The sequence below is a fragment of the Sphingobacterium chuzhouense genome (genome assembly GCF_014692525.1).
Taxonomy (GTDB): domain Bacteria; phylum Bacteroidota; class Bacteroidia; order Sphingobacteriales; family Sphingobacteriaceae; genus Sphingobacterium; species Sphingobacterium chuzhouense.
Window position 1 is genome coordinate 104805 of record NZ_JACNYL010000006.1, and the last position, 19804, is coordinate 124608.

A 19804-nucleotide genomic window follows, 5' to 3' on the forward strand; every position below is an offset into this window, starting at 1 on the left:
TTATAAGACATGAAAAACCTAGCAAAATCACTATTATTCCTATTCGTTATCAGCTTTATTTCGTGTGAAAGTTTTTTGGAAAGACCACCGTTATCCGAATTATCGGAAAGCTCTTTCTATAAATCGCCTGGCGATGCTGCATATGCCGTCAATGCCATGTACGATGCCTTTTACGAGTTGGAAGGAGGCAACGGTGTCCCCTACTTAGACATCCTGACGGATTTAATCTTTCTCAAAAATTCTTGGGAGGCAGGCTTCTTTCCCGCGACCAACGGCTCCTTGACGACGGACAACTGGTGGGTGAATGACCGGATGTGGAGTAATAAATATACCTATATCCGCAACATCAATATTTTTTTCCAAAACATTGACCAATTTCAAGGACAAATCCCGGATGCCGAATTAAATAACTATAAGGGCCAGGCCAGAACTATCCGGGCGTTTCTATATACCCGGCTTATGCAGATATTTGGTGATGCGCCACTTATTAAGGAACCGCTTCCCGTTGACACTTGGCCATCAAAAAACACCGCAGAAGAAATTATTGCCTTTATCATGCCCGAGTTTGATCAGGCCATTTCGGAACTTCCTACTGACCCCACAGACGCAAAACACGGCCGGCTGACGCGCTATGCCGCGCAGGTATATAAAGCACGCGCAGCACTCTATGTAGCTGGTTTCTATAACAAACCGGAATATTATGAAGTAGCCGCTGAAGCGTTAAGTGATGTCGTCAATTCCGGCCGTTTCGATTTGTTCAAGAAATATAACGATCCCTATCGTGATTTTGGAGCTCTTTTTCTGGAAGAAAACGAAGGAGCAGACAACCCCGAAATATTATTGTCCTTGCAGTTTATCCGGGATTTAGACAAAAACAACATCAGCGGTGCATTTGCAGGTAACGGTTGGAAAGGGCTTCAGGCACAGCAGAACTATATCGATATGTTTGAATGTATAGACGGTTGGCAAAAATACGGTATTAGCTTTGCAGAGATGAACAGGTATAGAGACACAAGGGCTAACCCTAGTCCGCTTGCTGGTAAATCGCCCAATTATAATCCGCAAAACGAGTTTGCCAATCGAGACCCGCGTCTTTCACAAACTTTTTTTAATCCGAATATCAGCGGCTCTGGTGGCGCGATCCGCAAAAGTGGTGAGTATTGGCCGGAAGCCGATATGACTTTCTTTCCGGATGCCGATAATGACGCTTACTTTTTCAAGAAAATGGTCGAGCCCTCGTTATTCACCCCCCTATACCAACCGGGGAACGGTGGCAACAACTATATCCTTGTTCGCTATGCGGACGTACTGCTGTTATATGCAGAAGCGTTAAATGAAATCAACAGGACGGCCGAAGCCGTACCTTATGTAAACGCCGTCAGAAACCGGGCAGGGATGCCCAATATCGTCGCGGGCGACAAAGATGAGTTACGTGAAATTATCAAACATGAACGTAAAATCGAACTCATCCAGGAGCAACAGCTTTATTATGATTATAAGCGTTGGCGAGATTTTGAAAAGACCATGCCTAACGGCGCTGTATTCTATGGATTCCGGAGAGAGCCTTTTGGTCAGACATCCCAACCGATGCAAACCAAATATCTGACTTATCCCAAATATTATAACTGGTCTATACCAGCAGGTGAACTGCGTAATAATCCAAACCTTACCCCGAGTGAGAATTGGTAAAGCATCAAAAAAACTATCAAAAATGAAGAAATTAATCTTATTATCGATAATCTTAATCCATTTCAGCTGCCAAAAGGAACGGGAAATCTATCCCGCTACCGATAGCGCGCTCACGCTTATACAAAGCTTCAGGCTGGTTACGGAAACCGGCACCAATGCAATCAGCAACGTCCAAATCAACGCTGAAAATGCGACCGTGACGATCCAGGCAAATCCCGATGTTTCCATCACGCACCTGTTTCCGTCGGCCACGATATCCGAAGGTGCTATCGTGGAGCCCGCATTAGGTGTTTATACAGACTTTTCCACTCCGGTCACGTATACCGTCATTGCCGGAAATCGGGTGGATCAACAACGATGGACGGTTACGGTAACCAACTAATTAAATAGAAAACATTGATAACGAATAACGATGAAAAAATTATCTTTTTTTACCTTTATATGGAGTATATGTATCCTCTATTCTTGTGGAAAAAGCAGCGAATCCAATCCATTTGAAAAGAATTTTCCTACGGAATCTATAACTCCGTCTGGAATTGAGTGGGAGCTGGATGCTAGTAAAAGCGACGAATTCGATCGTTTTGACAGCGATAAGTGGACTGCCGAACCACTGTGGTACTGGGGTGGCGTATCGGCGCACTTCGCCTATCGCCGGGAAAACACCGAAGTACGCGATGGCATCGCGCGCTTATTTGCCAAAAAAGAAGACTACGCCAATCATCCGGACGCGGCAAAACACTATACAGCGGGCTGTCTCAAGTCAAAATTCGAGGTCGGCGGCGACACCTACATTGAGGTTCGCGCCAAAATGATCCATGCGCCAGCCAATGTTTGCGCTGCAATCTGGTTAGGCGATGATCCGGTGGAATCCAAGAATCCCAATATCGAAATCGATATGCAAGAAACCAAAAGCGCCCGAAATAAACCCCACCTGCTGAATACCAGCCTACTTACGTGGCCTAAACCGGGCAACGGCAATACCGTTCCGGGCTACACAAATTATTATTTTCCTTGGGGGCTGGATGAGGATTTCCATCTTTACGGACTTGAACGCCGGGACGGAAAGTTAAAATTTTACCTGGATGGCATGCAATATTGGGAATGGGATACGGCTGAGACCCCGGCGTTTGTCACCCAGCTCAGGCCCATTATCCTGAGCATCGAGGGACACGCCGGCGCGCCGGGCGATGCCGATCTACCGGCGGATTTTCAGATCGATTGGGTCCGCGTATTTAACGTAAAAAAGTAACCTCAGAAAACCATGAACAGGAGAACATTCGTTAAAGACAGCTTATTGACCACGGCAGGGCTTACCATCCTTCCATCCGGCTTGTTATTCGGACGACAAAACACCAAGGTCAGCATGGGCTTTATCGGCGTCGGTGGACGCGGACGGAACCACGTACGGGAAGGACTTTTACACGATGACGTGGATATCGTCGCCATCTGTGATATCCAAGAGCAATCGCTGGCCGCCTGTCGTGCACAATTTCAGAAAGCGGGCAAGAAATTACCCAAAGAATATACCGGCGGAATGGATGCCTATAAACGGATGATCGATGCGGAGAAACTGGATGCTGTTATCATCTCCACGCCCTGGCAGTTCCACCGCGACCAATCTATTGATGCGATGCGCGCCGGCATGTATGTCGGTTGCGAGGTCATAGCCGGTCTTACGGTACAAGACCACTGGGATATTGTAGATGTCAGCGAAGAAACCAACATGCCGTATATGACCCTTGAAAATGTATCGTACCGACGAGATGTACTAGCGGTATTGAATATGGTCAGGCAGGGTGTTTTCGGCGAACTTGTCCATCTAGAGGGCGGGTATATGCACGACTTACGCGGAGGTTTATTCAACGCCGGAAAAGGAAAGTCGGGAAAAGGCGCTGTATACGGCGAGGACGCCGCCGTGGGCGAAGCACAATGGCGAACGCAGTTCAACATCGACCTTCAAGGCGACATTTACCCCACCCATGGTTTGGGCCCGTTAATGAATTACATCGATATCAATAGAGGGAACCGCTTTACCAACATGGTATCTTTTGCCTCTAAATCTAGGGGGTTGAATGCCTACCTCGATGAGGTTGCACCCGGACATCCCCATGCACGCATTAATTTCAAAAACGGCGATATCGTCACCACCCTAATCAACTGCGCCAACGAGGAAACCATCAGCCTGGTTCACGATACACACCTCCCTAGACCCTATTCCATTGGTTTTAAAGTTCAGGGAACAGCAGGCCTATGGTCTGATGTTGCAAATGGCATCTATGTCGAAGGGCAATCGCAGCAGCACGACGTATGGGATCCGGCACAGACCTGGTTGGATAAATACGACCATCCTTTATGGAAAAAATATGCAGCTAAAGCCGAGGGTGCAGGACATGGGGGCATGGATTATTTTGTATTCAACGCCTTTAAGGAAGCGGTAAAACAGCGAAAACCCGTTCCCATCGATGTGTACGACTCGGTTGCCATGAGCGTGATCCTGCCGCTTTCGGCAAAATCCATCGAAGAGGGCAATGCCCCACAAGAGATTCCGGACTTTACGCGAGGCCAATGGAAAAACCGTAAAAACACGTTCGCATTGGACGATTCCGGACTGTAGTTATCAAATTCTAATAAAGCAAAGCCCCGATGGTTTGTTCATCGGGGCTTTGCTTTATTCTATTTTAACCTATCGGCCGTTTATTCTTCTTTTTGCCTTTAATGATATTCAGCAGGCGTTTGCGGAACGATACTTCCTGTCCCTCGCCGTAGCCATAACCATAGCCGTAACCATAACCATAGCCCCGTTTAAAGTCCACATCGTTGATGACCACCGCCATATTCTTCAATTTGCCTTCTTCGTATAGCTCTTTCGGAATATTCAACAAACGTTTATCTAGGTAGTTGGCACGCGTTACAAAGATCGTCATATCCGCATGTTCCGCAATCAATAACGTATCGGTTACCAAGCTGACAGGCGCTGTATCCACAATGACATAATCATATTGCATACGGCCGTACGCGATCAAGTCGGCAAAATGCCCGTTCATCAACAGTTCTGCGGGATTTGGCGCGATATAGCCCGAATAGATAATATCAAAATTATACGGGGCCGGCTTCTCAATGACAATATTCGAAACCGACATTTCCGGGTTAATCAAATATTGCGTAATGCCGATATTCGTGTGCTGTAGGTGCGATAGCCCTAAATAGTCCAACACTTTTGGCGAACGGATATCCGCTCCGATTAACAATACTTTTTTACCCGACATGGAGAGAATCTTTGCCAAGTTGGTCGCGATAAAAGATTTTCCCTCGCCAGCCGTCGTCGATGTAACATACAATACCGAAGATTCGTCTTTTTTATTACCCAATATAAAGGCAATATTCGTCCGCAGAATACGAATAGCCTCTGCAAGCGATGAACGGTCGTTATCCTCGATAATCGGGTGATCTGAACTTGGCACTTCACCCAAAATAGGCGCAAGAAATGCGTCTTCGATATCTTTGCGAGAATGAATTTTGTTATCCAACAGGAATTTAAGGTACAGGATAGCAAAAGGAATCAAGAAACCCGCAATCAATGCTCCGAGCATCACAATCATTTTACGGGGTGCGACAGGCAATTTGAAACCATAAGCTTCATCGACGATCTTCAAATTGGCTGGTGTAGCCGCTGCTTTAATCTCGGTTTCTTCCCTTTTTTGCAACAAAAACAAATACAGCGTTTCCACAATTTGCTGTTGCCGGGAGATATCCTTGAAGCCCCGTTCCTGGTTTGGCAATTGATTGAGCTTGCCCTCGAACTTGCTTTTTTGGTTTTGCAGCGCATCGACATTTCCCTGCAATACCTTGCGATAATTATCCAGTGACATCTGCAGTGTCCTGTTTATTTGGGCTATATTATTATTCAATTGCTGTACGACCGGGTTATCTGGTGTAGCAGATTTTAATAAATCATCCCGTTCCAACACCAATTGATTATAGTTTTGTATATTCGCTTGGATCGACGGATCGGTTAACCCAATATTAGACGGCAATAAGTTATATTCGTTACCGGAGGTTGCCTCCCGCATCATATCGGCTAAGCTCAATTGCGTCTGATATTCTACCAATTTCTGCTCATTGACAGTTGCATTCTGCATATACAGACGCGCTTCTTCCTGCATATCCATCAGGCTGTTCCGATCTTTGAAATCCGCCACTTTCGAATCGGCGTCTGCTAAATCGTTCGAAATTAATTCCAAACGTGAATTGATAAACTTCGATGTTGCCCGTGTTACCTGCGCTTTATCATACGTCACGTCTTGATTATACTGATCGATAAGCGAATTCAGAATCAACTCAGCCTTAGCGATTAACGGATAATCCATCGAAAAATTTACCAAAAAAGACTGTGCTTCTCTATTCGGTGTAATCTGTACCTTATTCCGCAAAACATCGACGGTGATATCTGCCGGCATATAGCTGATCTGCAAATCGCCTTCCCAAAGTTTATTACTTTCCTGCGGCACTAAACTGATCGGGCCAAGCGGTGTCTCAAGCCTGCTACCTAACGTATAGTCCTTTGTCCCCTCCCGCTCATCCTTTATTTTATACGTATTGCCTTGTTTACTTACTGTAAAGACATAAGCTACCGAATCCAAACGCGCATGATTAGGCTCTAGCAGCATCACTTTTAGTGGTGACAGGCTTTCCAATACTTCAGAAGATTTTATCTTTCCTTTTACAAAATAAGAAAGATACAATCGATTTGTATCGACTACCTTACGCATGAGTCGGCGGGAGCGCAGCACCTCCATCTGGTCGTTGACAAAAGCCGCCGAGGAACTTCCCATACCCGAAAGTGTAGCCAATTCGGCTAGGCCTGCCATCTCTCCGGAAGCTTGCTTTTCGTCCTGCAAGAGGATTTTTGCATTTACATTATAAATGCGCTCTGCATAACGCAAGTAGACAAAGGCTATTAACAGACAGACAAAGATGGAAATGACGAACCATTTCCAATAAAACGCATATTGTTCAAAAATCTGTTTGAGGTTTATCTCCTGTTCGTCTGTTTCTTTTACTTGAGGGTAAGCGTTATTCTTCATAAATGCTTTGCTTCTTTTCTCTTCTTAAGTTTTTAACGGGTTACGACCGATATCACGGTAACAATCAAGCCTACGACAGACACGAAGATCGAAGTCGTTGCTGTGTATTTTGAATTTTGGATACGTGCGCCGTTCGGTTCTACATACACCACATCGTTCTGTGTTAAATAGTATGCAGGAGAATTCATCGTTTCCCGTTTTCTTAAATCCAACCGAAATTCTTCCTTTTTCCCATCCTGCTCGCGGATAACCAATACATTATTACGTTCGCCATATATCGTCATGTCACCCGCTAAACCCAATGCCTCCAAAATCGTTAATCGATCATTCTCAATCGTAAACGTACCGGGGCGCAAAACTTCGCCCAATACCGTCACTCGGAAATTACGTACCACCATCGAGATACCCGGATCCACGATATACCTTCCTACTTCCCCGCGCAATAGATCCATGGCCTGCGTACGGGTTTTGCCTGCCAATTTAATTTTCCCAACTTTCGGAAAATCAATCTCGCCGTTAGCGTCAATGGCATACGTTGGGATAAAGGGGTTGGTGGCCTGGATCGTCCCCGTGTTTCCCTGATAAGGCGACACCTGATTAAACGGCAGCGTTGCACGTACATCATCGGCTGTCACCGAAATGGCTAAGATATCGCCAGGCTGCAATTTAGGAGCGTTCAATTCATACAGCGTATTCAACTCGACCGAATCCGGTTGGAAGTATACCATATTCTTCTTACTCGCACAGGAAGTACAAAACAAGATACTTGCTATCAAGAGCGAAAGCCCTACACCTAGAATAGATTTCGACATAGATATATTTTTTTCTGGCTTGCCTAAAGCAAAAACCTCTCCAAAGTATTACGTCCCGCAAAAATAGTTTTTTCTTTCGAATATACGCGAATTAATGCAAAAAGGCATCATTTTATTAGAAACAGAGTCCGTTTTTTCCATTGATATTCATGAATGCTACGCATTTTTATCTAAGTTTGTATTATTAAATAAAGTAACATATTTTCCAAAGATGGAACCAAATAAGGAAGAACTATCGGTATTTATAGCACGATTTAATCAAGCATTGAAACGGGTGTTTCATGAACAACAAGACATCAATGAATTGAGCCATGACCGGGGTCTACCTCCCCACGTCTGGCGCGATATCATGGATACCCATCCCCTTGCTGTAGCTATACCGGCCGAATACGGCGGACGTGGCAGCATCGTCAAAGAGTGCTTAAGCATTTTATCTGCAGCTTCGTATGAATCGCTCCCTTTATCCTTGACCTTCGGTATCAATATCGCTTTGTTTTTGGAGCCTCTTGCTAAATATGGCGACGATAAAATAAAAGAAAAAATCTTTCCGGAATTTTTAACCGGCCAGCGCATGGGCGGACTGATGATCACCGAACCGGATTATGGAAGCGATGCTCTAAATATGCGGACTTCTTACCAAACTATGGGCGAGAATTATACGATTACCGGCCGTAAACATTGGCAGGGCTTGACAGGCCAGGCCGACTACTGGTTGGTGGCTGCCCGAAAAGATTTAGGAAACGGCGAGCTCGCGCGTGACGTTGATTTTTTTGTGACGAACAACGCCGACGCCAAACAACGTATCGAGGTCGAAGCGCTCTATAGCAACTTGGGTTTATACATGATACCCTATGGTATGAATGTGATCAATGTAGAGGTTCCCTCCTACCAACGTCTACAACCGGAAAGTACCGGTATCAAAATGATGTTGGATATATTGCACCGCAGCCGATTGCAGTTCCCGGGTATGGGCATGGGTTTTATCAAACGCATGTTGGATGAAGCGCTCCAACATTGTACGACGAGGATGGTCGGTACAGGCAATCTCCTCGCCTTGGATTCCGTACAATTTCAACTTTCCAGAATACAGACCGCCTTCACGCTATGTTCCGGCATGTGTGCCAGAAGCAGTGATATCAGCGGCATCGAACATAATCTGGCCACGGAAGGCCTTGAAGCCAACAGTATGAAAGCGTTGGTTACCGACCTGATGCAAGAATCAGCACAGCTATGTTTGCAGGTATCCGGTGCGAACGGCTACAAAATTAGCCACGTCGCAGGCAGGGGGATAGTGGACAGCCGACCGTTCCAGATTTTCGAAGGATCGAACGAGATGCTCTACACCCAGATTGCCGAAATCGTCCTGAAACGGATGAAACGACAAAAAGAAACCTCCCTCTATCAATCGCTTGCCAGCTTCGCACCAACCGAAAAGGCGATCCCTCATTTCCGCGAGCACCTTCAATTTACGTTAAGCGACAATCTTGTCCAACGAAAATTAGTAGACCTCGGAAAGATAGTTGCCCGCGTAGTCAATACACAATATGTAATCAACATGCAGGAGAAAGGTTTCCGCGCCGACTTGGTGGAAAACTGTATTTATAATATGCAGCTTGATGTGGCACAGTTAGCCTCCAATCTGTCGCTCCGCCATCACGCTGAACTCGTTGTAGAATATCAAGATGAGAGTGATTGGATGAGTTTTTTGTAAATAATAATAACACATAAAATGCCAATTGCCCATATCCACCATGGGTTCTTATACCACGTTCGGGTCTGGTTTTCCCGTACAGTAGATGATTGCGCATGTCGTATCTTTTCCAGTGAGTCAACCTCGACCTGCAATTGCTGCAGGCCGATTCGACTTTCACTGATATGGAGACGCCCTCCATTGCTGAATAATCCATATTCCGGATGGAAAGACAGTATACTGTCCGTAACAAAATACCACACTCGGTTCTGACTATCTTTTTCGATAACCTTGAAGCCGTAATGGATGCCTTTACGGGTTTCGAATAAACTGTTTCCACTATTTTCCGACTGTGTTTTCTCACGGTAGGAACGACAGGAGATTGAGCTTATTATGATGAATGACATGAGTATGTATTTCATTGTCAATGATTTTTATTCCCTTTTTTAATCCAATCTGCCAATGCGTAGACCATGGATAGATGTCTCCTTTTTGACAAGACCCTATTTCCCACATTACCTTCTATCGTGAGCAGATATTTTCCCTCGACACTTCGCACTAGCCCTACGTGGTTGATCCGTTTTGCGCTATGGCTATAGATACCAAAGATGTCGGCTGGTTTTATTCTAGCGCTTGTTTTTAAATCACGGCAAGCACCATTCCCACAATATGTCCGGGCATTGGGGAACAGCGCCGGACTCCACGGGTTGCGCGGTTCGATTAAACCTGCTTGTCCGTAGCACCAAGAGATGAACGCCGCACACCAAGCATGCCCTTTTCCTAAGACGGTATAGGCGAGATACGCTTCCACACGTACTCCATCATTATTGCCCGTTTCTTCTCGAACACCGATCTCCGCCGCAGCGATTTCGATGATCCGAGCACGCACAGGATTGTCGTCATTTTCATGGCCTAACGATGTTTGCGTGCTTACAATATGATGGATAGCATCCAGATTGCCGCATACAGCAGTAAAAAGAATACAGAGAAATAAAGGATACATTGTTGCCATGATGTTAATTGTTGAATGTGAAAAAATAGGTTCCTACGGAAAAACTTGAAAGGCTGCCAAAGGATTTCCTGTAGCCACAAGCTGCAAAATACCGCAGCGATCCCGCCAAGTAAACCGAGCAACAGCACCGATAGGATACCAATGTCCAGCACAGCTGCGGTCGGGTCAATGAGTTGCAAAATAGTGCCGGTAAATATAAATATGCCCAACAGGCCGAGCAGTGCCATTCCGATTTTATGTTTTCCTGAAAGTTCCATGGCGATATCCTCGATAAGCCAAGACTTTTTTGTGTGTAATGCTTTCATTTTTGTGATCATCATGAGAGCTCGCAAGCTCCGTTATTTAAAAGGAGAGGCACCCAAGCGTGCCTCTCTATCCTATTTAGTTACGATATCTGAAGTTCGCCCAGATAAAAACTACTAGAGGTTTTCACACCATCGCGATGTCCAGTGAATACCCAGCCGACTATATGGTCTCCTTCATAAACATCCGGTAACGTAAATGCCAGACTACCATCTCCACGTATTCCATCTTCGAGGATGCTGAAGAACGACCGTTCGATGTTATAGAACAGTAGAATAACCGAATCATCCACAAACGCATTAAATTTGTTCGTCTCCGGAAGCCAGCTTACTTCCACATTTTTAGGATCCGTTTCCTCCCAAGCTACCCCCATCAAATTCGACAATCCACCCCGGGCGATCACCACACCTTCGTAGTTGATCTCATATTCGGGATAGTCGCCCTTGATACCGTGATTAATCAGGTGCTGGAGCGCCCTGTTATACCCCGTTGATTTGCCCTGTTGCTTATCCGAAAAACCTAACTTTAGCAGATCATTGATGGGTGAGAGAAACGAAACCGCCAGCCCAAATCTTGCCCGTTGTGATAACTGATCCTCCGTTGCAGGTTTCTTACTTGGTTTCGGCAATGAGCGGACATAATCTACTTCGCGCCAATTGCTTCCCACTACGTTTCCTACTTTTCCGTGGTAAGCTCCATGAATTCCTTTTAAAAATTTTGCCATTTTCTTATTTTTTAATTCTATTTAACCATTGGCCGGCATGCTCGACCATCATTCCTGTGATATCGAGAACTAAAGTAGCGCGCCTTCCGTCATTAAAAAATTAAAGGGACAATGTGGGACAATACGGGATAGTTTGGGATAGCGAATGCGTCAATTTCCGGTGTCTCCTGTTCGAGCAGTGTTCGGAATCCGGATTGATCGCCTTCGGGATCGACCCGGCACATGGAAGGGATTTCTTCGAGTCGGCTTCGGGTATTGTTCGGGTGTTGTTCGGCAATGACCCGAACAACACCCGAACAAAAAGCGAACGAGGTACGAGGGGGTCCCGAAGCTGCCCCGAAGCTCGTCCGAACAGCTCCCGAAGGTCGCCCGAACAACGTCCGAAGAAAGTGAGTTACTCCAGGCCACCGCGGGATCGATAACGACGTTTTTCCAGCAAGGCCAGAATATCTTCTTTTTGATAATAATGACGTCCATTTATCAGCGTAGGGTTTAGCCATCCGCCCCCAATCCAGCGGTAGTAGGTACTGTGGGCAATATTAAACAGAGCCTGCACCTCTTTGGCCGAAAAAAGCGGTGTATCTTCTTCCTTAGAAGCGCTCTTCCGCAACAGTGCAAGGATTTCTTTATACACCGATTTTTTAGCCAGCAATATTTTTGCAATTGTCCTGGCCCGCCATTTCATATATTCTTTTCTATTTCTTTTTCTTACATTCATGGTGATTCGTATTAAGATGATAACTTGAAATGCCGACCCTTAATGGCGTTTTCGGCGAGCCAGTCCTTAAAGAGTTCGTAATCCCCTTTTCTCCCCAGTTTTATTTTATTTTTTGGCGCACCTTTTAGCTGTATCTCCATCCCCTTTATCCATTCAAAATGAACCAGCGAGATGGCAAACGCTCGGTGAACCCGTGCAAATCTTGCACGCGGCAATAACAACATGACATTTTTCAGGATATCGTCAATTTCAAAGTATTCACTTTCGCTTACCCATATCCATGTTTTTTCGCCTTTCGCTTCTAAGTAAATGATATCTTCATAGCGCAGTTTATGGAATAGCTTACCACGCGTTGTATACACCATCAGGCAATCGTTATCCGAGGAGAGCATATTTAAGCTCATTCTATGCCATCGCTGCTTTACTTTCTTTACCGCTCTCGTATAGCGCTCAAAAAAAACAGGCTTCACTAAATAATCGACCGCCTCATAGTCAAAGCTATCCGCCGCAAAACGATCAAAGGCACTGCATACCACAACAGAAATATTTGCGATACTTGGATTATCTTCTGCAAGAATCTTTAACTGTGCCAAAAACGCCATACCGCTCATACCTGGCATCTCCATATCCAGAAAAATCAAATGGATTTCATTTTTCTTCAACACGTCCATGCCCTTACGTGGATTCGTTGTTTGGCTGACAAGCTCCAAGCCATCGGTAGCTTTCACATAATCAGCGATAACTTTCAGCGCCAACGGATCATCGTCGATTACCAAAACTTTCAATTTTTTTGTTAATAATTTCATGTGTTCAATCTATTTGTTCCATACTATGTTTATTATTTTCCTCGGTCATCGACCATTGCGAAATGGTCATCGAGACTCGGAATAGTCCATCTTCCTTTTTGTAATGCAAGGTGGCGTCCTCTCCGTAATGCAAATAAAGTATCCGCTCCAGTTGCTCCAACCCTGTTCCGCCTTCGTGGTAGAGCCATGCCGAATGGGCAGCTATCTGATTTTCGGTATGCACCACCAGTTTATCAGCCGTCGCGGTTACTGTAAATATACCCGGTAAAGCATCCCCTCCGAACTCCCCGTGTTTGCACATATTTTTGAACAATCCGAGCAGGAGCATTGGTAAAATTTGGTAACCGTAGGTTTCGTGAGGCAGGCGCAATACGATCGGATTGTCTGCGAACAGATCAGCAAGTCGTCTCAAATCATGAATTTCGTTCTCCAAGGATACCTTCATATTCTTTCGTGCCATTAAACGTATACAACGGCTCGTGAGTGCGACATACGCTTCTATTACTTTTCTTGACGTTCCGCCCGTTATGATAATCTGTGGCATGTGCTGAGCAATATTTCCCATAAAATGATTCAACCACTTTTTCAGTTCCGCTTGCCGTTGGAGCTTTATCGTCTGCGCTCGCTGTTGTTCTACCGTCGATCTCCTCCATTGCAATAGGCTTACCGTTGCCTCCGCCAGTCCGAGCCCGATTCCCTTCCCTGCGAACGAGCCGTAAAAGGCAACAAAATCCAGGATATACAGCCATATACCATGTATCGGCGTTTCCGGCAGGATAAGCTCTGTAAGGCCTGTAGGCCACACATATAGCGCAAGGTACAATACCATACCTAATGCCAGTACCGTTACGAGCATCCAGCCGATTGTTTTTCGGCTTATCCGTTGTAACACGATAAGCTTCCGCAACCCGTACCGGTTTAGATAAATGATACCCAGCATCAACGGTATAACCAACAGCAATACCTTCACGTGGTTGATTCCATGTAGGTTGATATTGCCCCAACTTATCCATCCAAAATAAACGATCCAAATAGCGATATGAACGGCCTTGGGAAAAGGACGTAACAGATAGATACTTCTCATACGTGTCTTTTATAGGTCGATCTGGCTAAGAAACCGGAATTATTCGGGAAAAACAAAAGTTACGGTCGGTCTTTGTCTTTCTTCACTAAAATTTTACGATGAGTGCCTGTACCCTTTCGCAGAAATCCTGATGCGCTGTTTCTGGAACAGCAGTGGTCTGGCCCGACTTAACGTCGATCAATAGCTGTTCCTGCGAGGTCATAACAGGAAGCCACCACGGCTCGTGCTTTACGGTTGTCTCCTTGCCTGCGTGGTCCCGCATAACCACTTCAAAAAATGATGATGCAAATTCCCATTGTACCCATTCCTCTGCCGTGAGGTCATGTAACAGATCATAACAATGCTGCAGTACGGATTGGTATTGATCCGCGTCAACAGGATGAACATCCCCTAAGCTACACAACCGAAGAGCACCTTGGATCAGCGAAAAGACAACGGGTCGAACCGCTGCACCCGTCCAACGGCTGAGCACCGCCATCCCATAGCGCACCGGGATCGGCACATTGCGTAGGTTAACCATCGTCCAACCCTTTCTTTCCGCACTACCCTCCTGCCCGTCTACGAAACAAACGATGTCCAGTCCATCTTCCAAGCTCCGTTTCAATTGCACTAAACAATCGCGGTCACCGCTACGGACAAAACGCAACTCCCCATCCGTGGGTTGGCGGCGGAAGGTTTCCAAGAATTGCGCTACATACCTATGCCGTTGCTCTTCAAACACCTCGTCTTTCAGAAGCACTGCGACACCGCGGTTTTTCAAAAGTAAAGCCCGGGGGATCAATCCGTACGGGCCGATATGGAAACACGCCCATATACGCGGTCTACCGTCGACCTGTGGCCACTGTCTTACCAATTCCTCCAGCAGTAAGCCATCGTCTTTAAATACGGGTTGCTTCAGCCATGCCTGATGCTTGACCAGCAGTTCGACAAGATGGGCATAGTCGCGCACCAATCCCCAGTGATAGAACATGGTAACCAGCCTTACGCTGCTATTCCACGCGGCGGCATTAGCGAGCGTCGCCAATTGATTTTTATTCGTCATGTTAAAAAGAATAATAGGTTTACGATACTAGCCTGCCGTACGACAGGCTAGTTTATGGATATCTAGATTCCGTTTGTTAGTCGTCCTCTACCGCTACACGTAGTAGAGATTGCACTTTCCCGTACCGCCGATCTGGCTCAACAGGCTAAAGCCTTCTCCCAAACTGCACGTTTGGACACCTTTGGCGGCAATGGATTGGATTTCAAAAATAAACTGTTCCATTTCAATACGATTTACAATTTCACTTAGCACCTGCCTTTCCTCGGCAGATCGCTTAGCCCCTTAGCCCTCGGAGCGGCGTGATCACGGTGTGAAATTGGCTGTTTGTTTTCGCCCGTCAAAAAAAAATAGCAGAGAGGTACGGAGTGCCCCATGAAGTGTATTTTATCGGCTATCTAAAACCGTCATATGCTGTGTGGATACCCTCATACCCCAAATCGATACCCTTTATTATTTTTTTCGTTCTTGAAGAAAGTTTTTTGTAGTCTAGCCCCGGATTAACTGACGGATATCGCATGCTGAAAAGCCTACACCTGCACCTATTTACCCATTTTGGCTTGCCGAGGAAAATGACCTCGGCCGATATGCCCGATCCGATGGTTCCCATCCGCCATGCCGATGTGCACTACTACCGCGAAGGCTCTGACTATGCCATCGCACAGGAATTTGACGCCAAAGATGGCTACCTATATAGCTACGACATTGTGCTTCGGGAAAAACTGCGTATTCCTGTCCATGCCACGATGGCCGATCTGCATGCCTGTTACCTGCTCCGCGCTCACCAGGCCGTTACCTTGTGTGCTGATACTGGCGAGCCCCTTGCCACACTTTCGGGCCAACGTGCACGTTTCGTTTATTTGCCCAACGGGCAGTATCAGCTCCATTTAGCGCCCGGAAGCTATTGTCTTTTCGGTTTCTATTTTGATGGCGGCCTATTCCGCGATGGCAATGAGCGTCCGTTTGCATTTTTACAGGATGTCATCGAGGCCTACCGGGCAAACCTTCCCGAACCGGTAGTGAGCATCGACTTCCCTGCCGGTGAGCACACTCTTGGCCAAATCAGGCGCTTTTGCCGGTGCATTAAAAAGGGCGATATCGAAAATGAAAAGTTTGTCGTCCAAGAACTGATCGGCTTACTGAAACTCGCAAAAGAAAAAGTATATGACACGTATGAACGCACCACCGATCCCGAATTGCTTATACAGCGCTGCAGGGACCTGCTGGCGCACCGTATTGCCCTGTTCGGCAATACGGTGCGCATCCGGGACGCCGCCGGGCAGCTGCATGTGCGCCACGAGTACCTCAGCCGGCTGCATCAGCGGTACCATCAGCAAAAACTGAACGACTACCGCGATGGCCTGGTTACGGAGAAAATAAGGCGATTATTGGAAGAGCCTTATACTTTGCTGGAAATCAGTCTGCTGTGTGGCTTTCCGGGCATCCGTGAATTGAACCGTTTCTTTAAACGGAAAACAGGGATGACGCCTGGTCAATATCGACGGCGTTAGAAAGTGGTTTTACATATCCATATAAAATAAATAACTATATTCGTTTTACTAGCTATTACAACTATGCGTCAAAAAATTGTCTACACCTATTATCGTTGGTACATTCTACTCTTCTTTGGTATTGCGTGTGCCTTTTTGTACCTATTTGTCTTTCTCATATCCCTTAGTTATAAAGACCCATTGTCCGAGGATCTTTTTTGGTTTTTTACGGGTATGTTTATCGTTATGTTCATAGTCTTCACCCTGTACTTAACACAAATTATCAGCTATCGTCTTGTCTTAAAGGACGATACCCTGCAGGAATGGCGTAAAACAGTTCCTTTTGGCAAAAGCAAACTACGTTTTACCATCACACTCCCGAATGCAGATCATGTAGGCACAGCGCATTTCGAACCTATAAAAAAAGAATTCCAACCAAACACTGAAATTTCTATATTTTGCAATGGGTTCGCTCCTGTTAGACGGCTGTTGTCTCTTCGAGATTATTTAATTATGCAACGTCAAGGCCGCTCGGATTATCCGCCTGTCCCTTCATTGTCCACCTTTCGTCGGCACCAGCAACAGTGCTTGACCGTATTTTGGTTAGTTCCAATTATCCTGGCCTATATTGTAATGTTGCAGCTCCGGGTGCATCCGATTTTCACTTTTTTCGCCTATATACTATTTTTCTCCGTTATCTCCTATTTATGGTATACGTTCAGTAAACTATCGGAAATATATTTTCTCTACACGCTCGAAATAGTCAAGCACCCGATACCTTTTGTTTTATTTTTTCTGACCATTCTATTTTTGTTTTCTGTGACTTTGGAATTCAGTCTTTCAGCCTATCTTCCGCTCGTTGTTGCCAGCTTTGTCCTGACGGCCATTCTCCATTGGCGCTACGGTCGTTTACTCCATAGCCGAGCTTATTATATTACTTTTTTATGCCTGCCATTTATGCTATTCGGTTTGCTTCACATTATCAACTGTGTGCCTACCGGAAAACCTATGGGGTCCGTTCAGGCACCCATATATGCAAAAAAACACGACGATAGCTTTCCGGCTTTTTTCACTGTTGACGTCGATATATGGGGTGATGGGGAGCCAACAGGTTTTGACTTAAAAAAGTCACTTTATGATCAGGTTGAGGTCGGGGACACGCTTTCCTTTCCCATCTACCGTGGCTTACTGGGTGTACGTTGGATCAAAAATCCGTCGGTCGAAGATAATTCCCATATCCGAAAGGCGAAACCTTAATATCAACTTTTGTCCCTTACTGATGTCAACTTCTGCCTAACACTCGCTTGATTCTACCCTTTACTTTTGACATATAAAACAAAGTAAAGGATAAAATCATGAGCACAACACATTACAGAAGAAAATTTGCAGTATTCCCCGGTAGGCGGGTACAAAAATAAATGCCCAAGGCACTCGCAGGTGTCTGTTCTGGCGGTAGGGCATGCCTTCTAACGGATTGTAAAAACTAAATTGAAAATTTTAAATTATTTGCCATGGCAAGTTTAAAAATAAAATATGCAAAAGGTGTAGTTACACTATTTGCAGTATGTTTGATCGGAACAGCGACTGCTGCTCCTAATGGTAACGGAGATGATAAGGAGAAGAAAGAGGTGAAAGTTGAATCGGAGAAGGCACTTGTAAACCAGACTTGGTATTTTACAGGTAATTTTAGCAACGATGCGACCGATAGTCGTAACTATTCGTCGGATCCCGACGATGCACAACCTTGTGAACTACCTTTTGAAACCATCTGTCAGATAGAGGCTCCTGAAAGTCCCACTACGGATGGACAACCACACATGGAGGCTCCGGTAGACGGTGTGACGGTGCAAGATCAGATTATTGAGGCGCTTAGCTCTTTATCAGGTCCAAATCCTAATCCAACCTTAAATTCTACTGTTACAGGATTTAAAGCCGAATAAAGCTTCCAATTGGAGGGGGAACCCGCCCCTCCAATTGATACTCCCGATTACCTTGGGTTCTGTTCATACCTTCCGATTTCGACTGCCATTGTTGGAATCAAAAAGACATATCTTAAACTATTCGGTTTCAATTCATAAATAATTTGCTCACCATCCCTGTCAAGTTCCCTATAAATGCTCTGGGCAAAATTCTCATCCCTGTTCAATCGCCTTAGATCTAACCAACGAATACCACGGCAAACGAGCTGCCGTCTTCTTTCTTCTATAATTTCTGTAAGGAGTTCCATATCAGTCGTAAATGACAATACCTCAAAATATTCTTTTTCATAGCGGTGTCTTCGGAGTTCATTCAGATAAAAGCTTCCTGTTTCTATATCTCTTCTACGTGCCGCACATTCTGCTTTTATCAGGTACATCTCATCCGTAGCCAACCCAGCAAAATAATCTGCCATTCGACCGTGGTAATAACCCCTAAATTTCATCCCGATATTGCCACTTTCGAAGTAAGCTCTCTTCCGCAAATCGTTTTCATCATATAAACTATACAGCTCAGGATTGGCATGTGTACTCGCATTTGCCACAAAATGGCCCGTAGATATCGATGCGGCATGATAAATAATTTCTGTATTTTTTCCTACTTCCAAGGGATAACGTGCTTCAAAATCCAATGTACTGAAATCCAAAAGATTATTTTTGACTTTTAAAACCTCGTCCACCATACGTTCTGCATGCTCAAAATCATCAATAACAAGATAAATTCTCGCTAGGGCCGCATGAACAACCAGTCTAGAGGGGCGAGTAATAAATTCCCCTTCTTCCGGTAGCAGTTCCAACGCTTTGTGCAGGTCGGTAAATATCCTTATATATGTATCCTCCAAATTGGATCGTCCAATGGTGATTTCCGAATCTGAATCCATTCTCAACACGAGCCCTAACCCATTATTTTGACCTGTTACCGAATAAGAATTACAATAAATCTGGGCCAGGTTAAACAGCATCCAACCCCGTATGAAAAGCGCTTCGCCTTCCAATTGCTTTCTCAACCTAACATCCCCTCCATCTATCCTTTCCAATGCTTCCAGTACTACATTGGCTATGCTGATGGCCTGATAAGGGTTACTCCAACTGGCACCATCCAAGCCTTGATCGTTCCATAGGTAGGTATTCTGGAAAATTTGCGGCATGGATGTGAGCGCTTCGTAGGTCGTCTCCAGATCATCCGACGCTACCTGCAGTGCCATGGGATATATATTATTAATACTCTCCTCCCTGTCCAGTATCGCCCGCAAGTCTTTCAGTGTATGCGGTTGGGCCAATGTACTATATGGCTTGGCATCCAAAAATCGCTCACAGGCAGTCCATATCGAACATCCTGCTATTAATAAAAGCATTGTAATTATTCTATCTTTCATT

At 45.4% G+C, this 19804-nt stretch carries 21 protein-coding genes; 8 read left to right on the forward strand and 13 right to left on the reverse strand.

All coding sequences use genetic code 11. The features are described 5' to 3' along the window. Positions 1–9: 9 nt before the first annotated feature. The 4 genes from H8B21_RS19395 to H8B21_RS19410 are packed head-to-tail and all read left to right on the forward strand — an operon-like array spanning position 10 to position 4303. On the forward strand, positions 10–1689 hold the full coding sequence (locus H8B21_RS19395; protein WP_190315511.1) for a RagB/SusD family nutrient uptake outer membrane protein: 1680 nt from the start codon (positions 10–12) through the stop codon (positions 1687–1689). 22 nt (positions 1690–1711) lie between these two features. After that, positions 1712–2071 carry a DUF5018-related domain-containing protein gene (locus H8B21_RS19400; protein ID WP_190315512.1) on the forward strand — a complete coding sequence of 120 codons (360 nt, stop codon included), beginning with the start codon at positions 1712–1714 and terminating at the stop codon, positions 2069–2071. Positions 2072–2101: 30 nt separating this feature from the next. Next, positions 2102–2938 carry a glycoside hydrolase family 16 protein gene (locus H8B21_RS19405; RefSeq protein ID WP_190315513.1) on the forward strand — a complete coding sequence of 279 codons (837 nt, stop codon included), beginning with the start codon at positions 2102–2104 and terminating at the stop codon, positions 2936–2938. 12 nt (positions 2939–2950) lie between these two features. After that, positions 2951–4303: a Gfo/Idh/MocA family protein gene (locus H8B21_RS19410; RefSeq protein ID WP_190315514.1), complete on the forward strand. Its 1353-nt coding sequence runs from the start codon at positions 2951–2953 to the stop codon at positions 4301–4303. A 64-nt stretch (positions 4304–4367) separates the two neighbouring features. On the opposite strand, the gene H8B21_RS19415 is transcribed toward H8B21_RS19410, so the two are convergent. Both H8B21_RS19415 and H8B21_RS19420 read right to left on the reverse strand, forming a co-directional pair. Then, positions 4368–6773, reverse strand: coding sequence for a GumC family protein (locus tag H8B21_RS19415; protein ID WP_190315515.1), 2406 nt, complete (start codon positions 6771–6773; stop codon positions 4368–4370). Positions 6774–6805: 32 nt separating this feature from the next. Beyond that, on the reverse strand, positions 6806–7585 hold the full coding sequence (locus H8B21_RS19420; RefSeq protein WP_190315516.1) for a polysaccharide biosynthesis/export family protein: 780 nt from the start codon (positions 7583–7585) through the stop codon (positions 6806–6808). Positions 7586–7679: 94 nt separating this feature from the next. Between H8B21_RS19420 and H8B21_RS19425 the strand changes: the two genes are divergently transcribed. After that, positions 7680–9296, forward strand: coding sequence for an acyl-CoA dehydrogenase (locus tag H8B21_RS19425; protein WP_317170421.1), 1617 nt, complete (start codon positions 7680–7682; stop codon positions 9294–9296). On the opposite strand, the gene H8B21_RS19430 is transcribed toward H8B21_RS19425, so the two are convergent. From H8B21_RS19430 to H8B21_RS20780, 10 genes are all read right to left on the reverse strand, one after another. Further along, positions 9263–9697, reverse strand: coding sequence for a hypothetical protein (locus H8B21_RS19430; RefSeq protein ID WP_190315517.1), 435 nt, complete (start codon positions 9695–9697; stop codon positions 9263–9265). The two genes, H8B21_RS19425 and H8B21_RS19430, sit on opposite strands and share 34 nt — an antisense overlap. A 2-nt stretch (positions 9698–9699) precedes the next feature. Further along, positions 9700–10287 carry a CHAP domain-containing protein gene (locus H8B21_RS19435; protein WP_223815150.1) on the reverse strand — a complete coding sequence of 196 codons (588 nt, stop codon included), beginning with the start codon at positions 10285–10287 and terminating at the stop codon, positions 9700–9702. Continuing rightward, on the reverse strand, positions 10206–10592 hold the full coding sequence (locus tag H8B21_RS19440) for a hypothetical protein (RefSeq protein ID WP_190315518.1): 387 nt from the start codon (positions 10590–10592) through the stop codon (positions 10206–10208). Before H8B21_RS19440 ends, H8B21_RS19435 begins: the two co-directional genes overlap by 82 nt. An 80-nt stretch (positions 10593–10672) precedes the next feature. Continuing rightward, on the reverse strand, positions 10673–11314 hold the full coding sequence (locus H8B21_RS19445; protein ID WP_190315519.1) for a DUF6266 family protein: 642 nt from the start codon (positions 11312–11314) through the stop codon (positions 10673–10675). A gap of 92 nt (positions 11315–11406) precedes the next feature. Beyond that, entirely contained in the window at positions 11407–11691 is a 285-nt protein-coding gene (locus H8B21_RS19450) for a hypothetical protein (protein WP_190315520.1), read from the reverse strand. A 17-nt stretch (positions 11692–11708) separates the two neighbouring features. Further along, complete coding sequence (locus H8B21_RS19455) at positions 11709–12032, reverse strand: helix-turn-helix domain-containing protein (protein WP_190315521.1); 324 nt, start codon at positions 12030–12032, stop codon at positions 11709–11711. 11 nt (positions 12033–12043) lie between these two features. Beyond that, positions 12044–12838: a LytR/AlgR family response regulator transcription factor gene (locus H8B21_RS19460; protein WP_190315522.1), complete on the reverse strand. Its 795-nt coding sequence runs from the start codon at positions 12836–12838 to the stop codon at positions 12044–12046. A 4-nt stretch (positions 12839–12842) separates the two neighbouring features. Next, a complete protein-coding gene (locus tag H8B21_RS19465) occupies positions 12843–13922 on the reverse strand; it encodes a LytS family sensor histidine kinase (protein ID WP_190315523.1) in 1080 nt (359 codons plus the stop codon). Between the two features lie 85 nt (positions 13923–14007). Then, positions 14008–14946, reverse strand: coding sequence for a hypothetical protein (locus H8B21_RS19470; RefSeq protein ID WP_190315524.1), 939 nt, complete (start codon positions 14944–14946; stop codon positions 14008–14010). Positions 14947–15057: 111 nt separating this feature from the next. Next, a complete protein-coding gene (locus H8B21_RS20780) occupies positions 15058–15186 on the reverse strand; it encodes a hypothetical protein (protein ID WP_262891567.1) in 129 nt (42 codons plus the stop codon). A gap of 293 nt (positions 15187–15479) precedes the next feature. Between H8B21_RS20780 and H8B21_RS19475 the strand changes: the two genes are divergently transcribed. From H8B21_RS19475 to H8B21_RS19485, 3 genes are all read left to right on the forward strand, one after another. Continuing rightward, entirely contained in the window at positions 15480–16472 is a 993-nt protein-coding gene (locus H8B21_RS19475) for an AraC family transcriptional regulator (protein ID WP_190315525.1), read from the forward strand. 63 nt (positions 16473–16535) lie between these two features. Continuing rightward, on the forward strand, positions 16536–17708 hold the full coding sequence (locus H8B21_RS19480; RefSeq protein WP_190315526.1) for a hypothetical protein: 1173 nt from the start codon (positions 16536–16538) through the stop codon (positions 17706–17708). A 254-nt stretch (positions 17709–17962) separates the two neighbouring features. Continuing rightward, positions 17963–18391, forward strand: coding sequence for a hypothetical protein (locus H8B21_RS19485; RefSeq protein WP_190315527.1), 429 nt, complete (start codon positions 17963–17965; stop codon positions 18389–18391). 47 nt (positions 18392–18438) lie between these two features. Here the strand turns inward: H8B21_RS19485 and H8B21_RS19490 are convergent, their stop codons facing one another. Then, positions 18439–19782, reverse strand: coding sequence for a RagB/SusD family nutrient uptake outer membrane protein (locus H8B21_RS19490; protein ID WP_190315528.1), 1344 nt, complete (start codon positions 19780–19782; stop codon positions 18439–18441). Between the last annotated feature and the right edge of the window lie 22 nt (positions 19783–19804).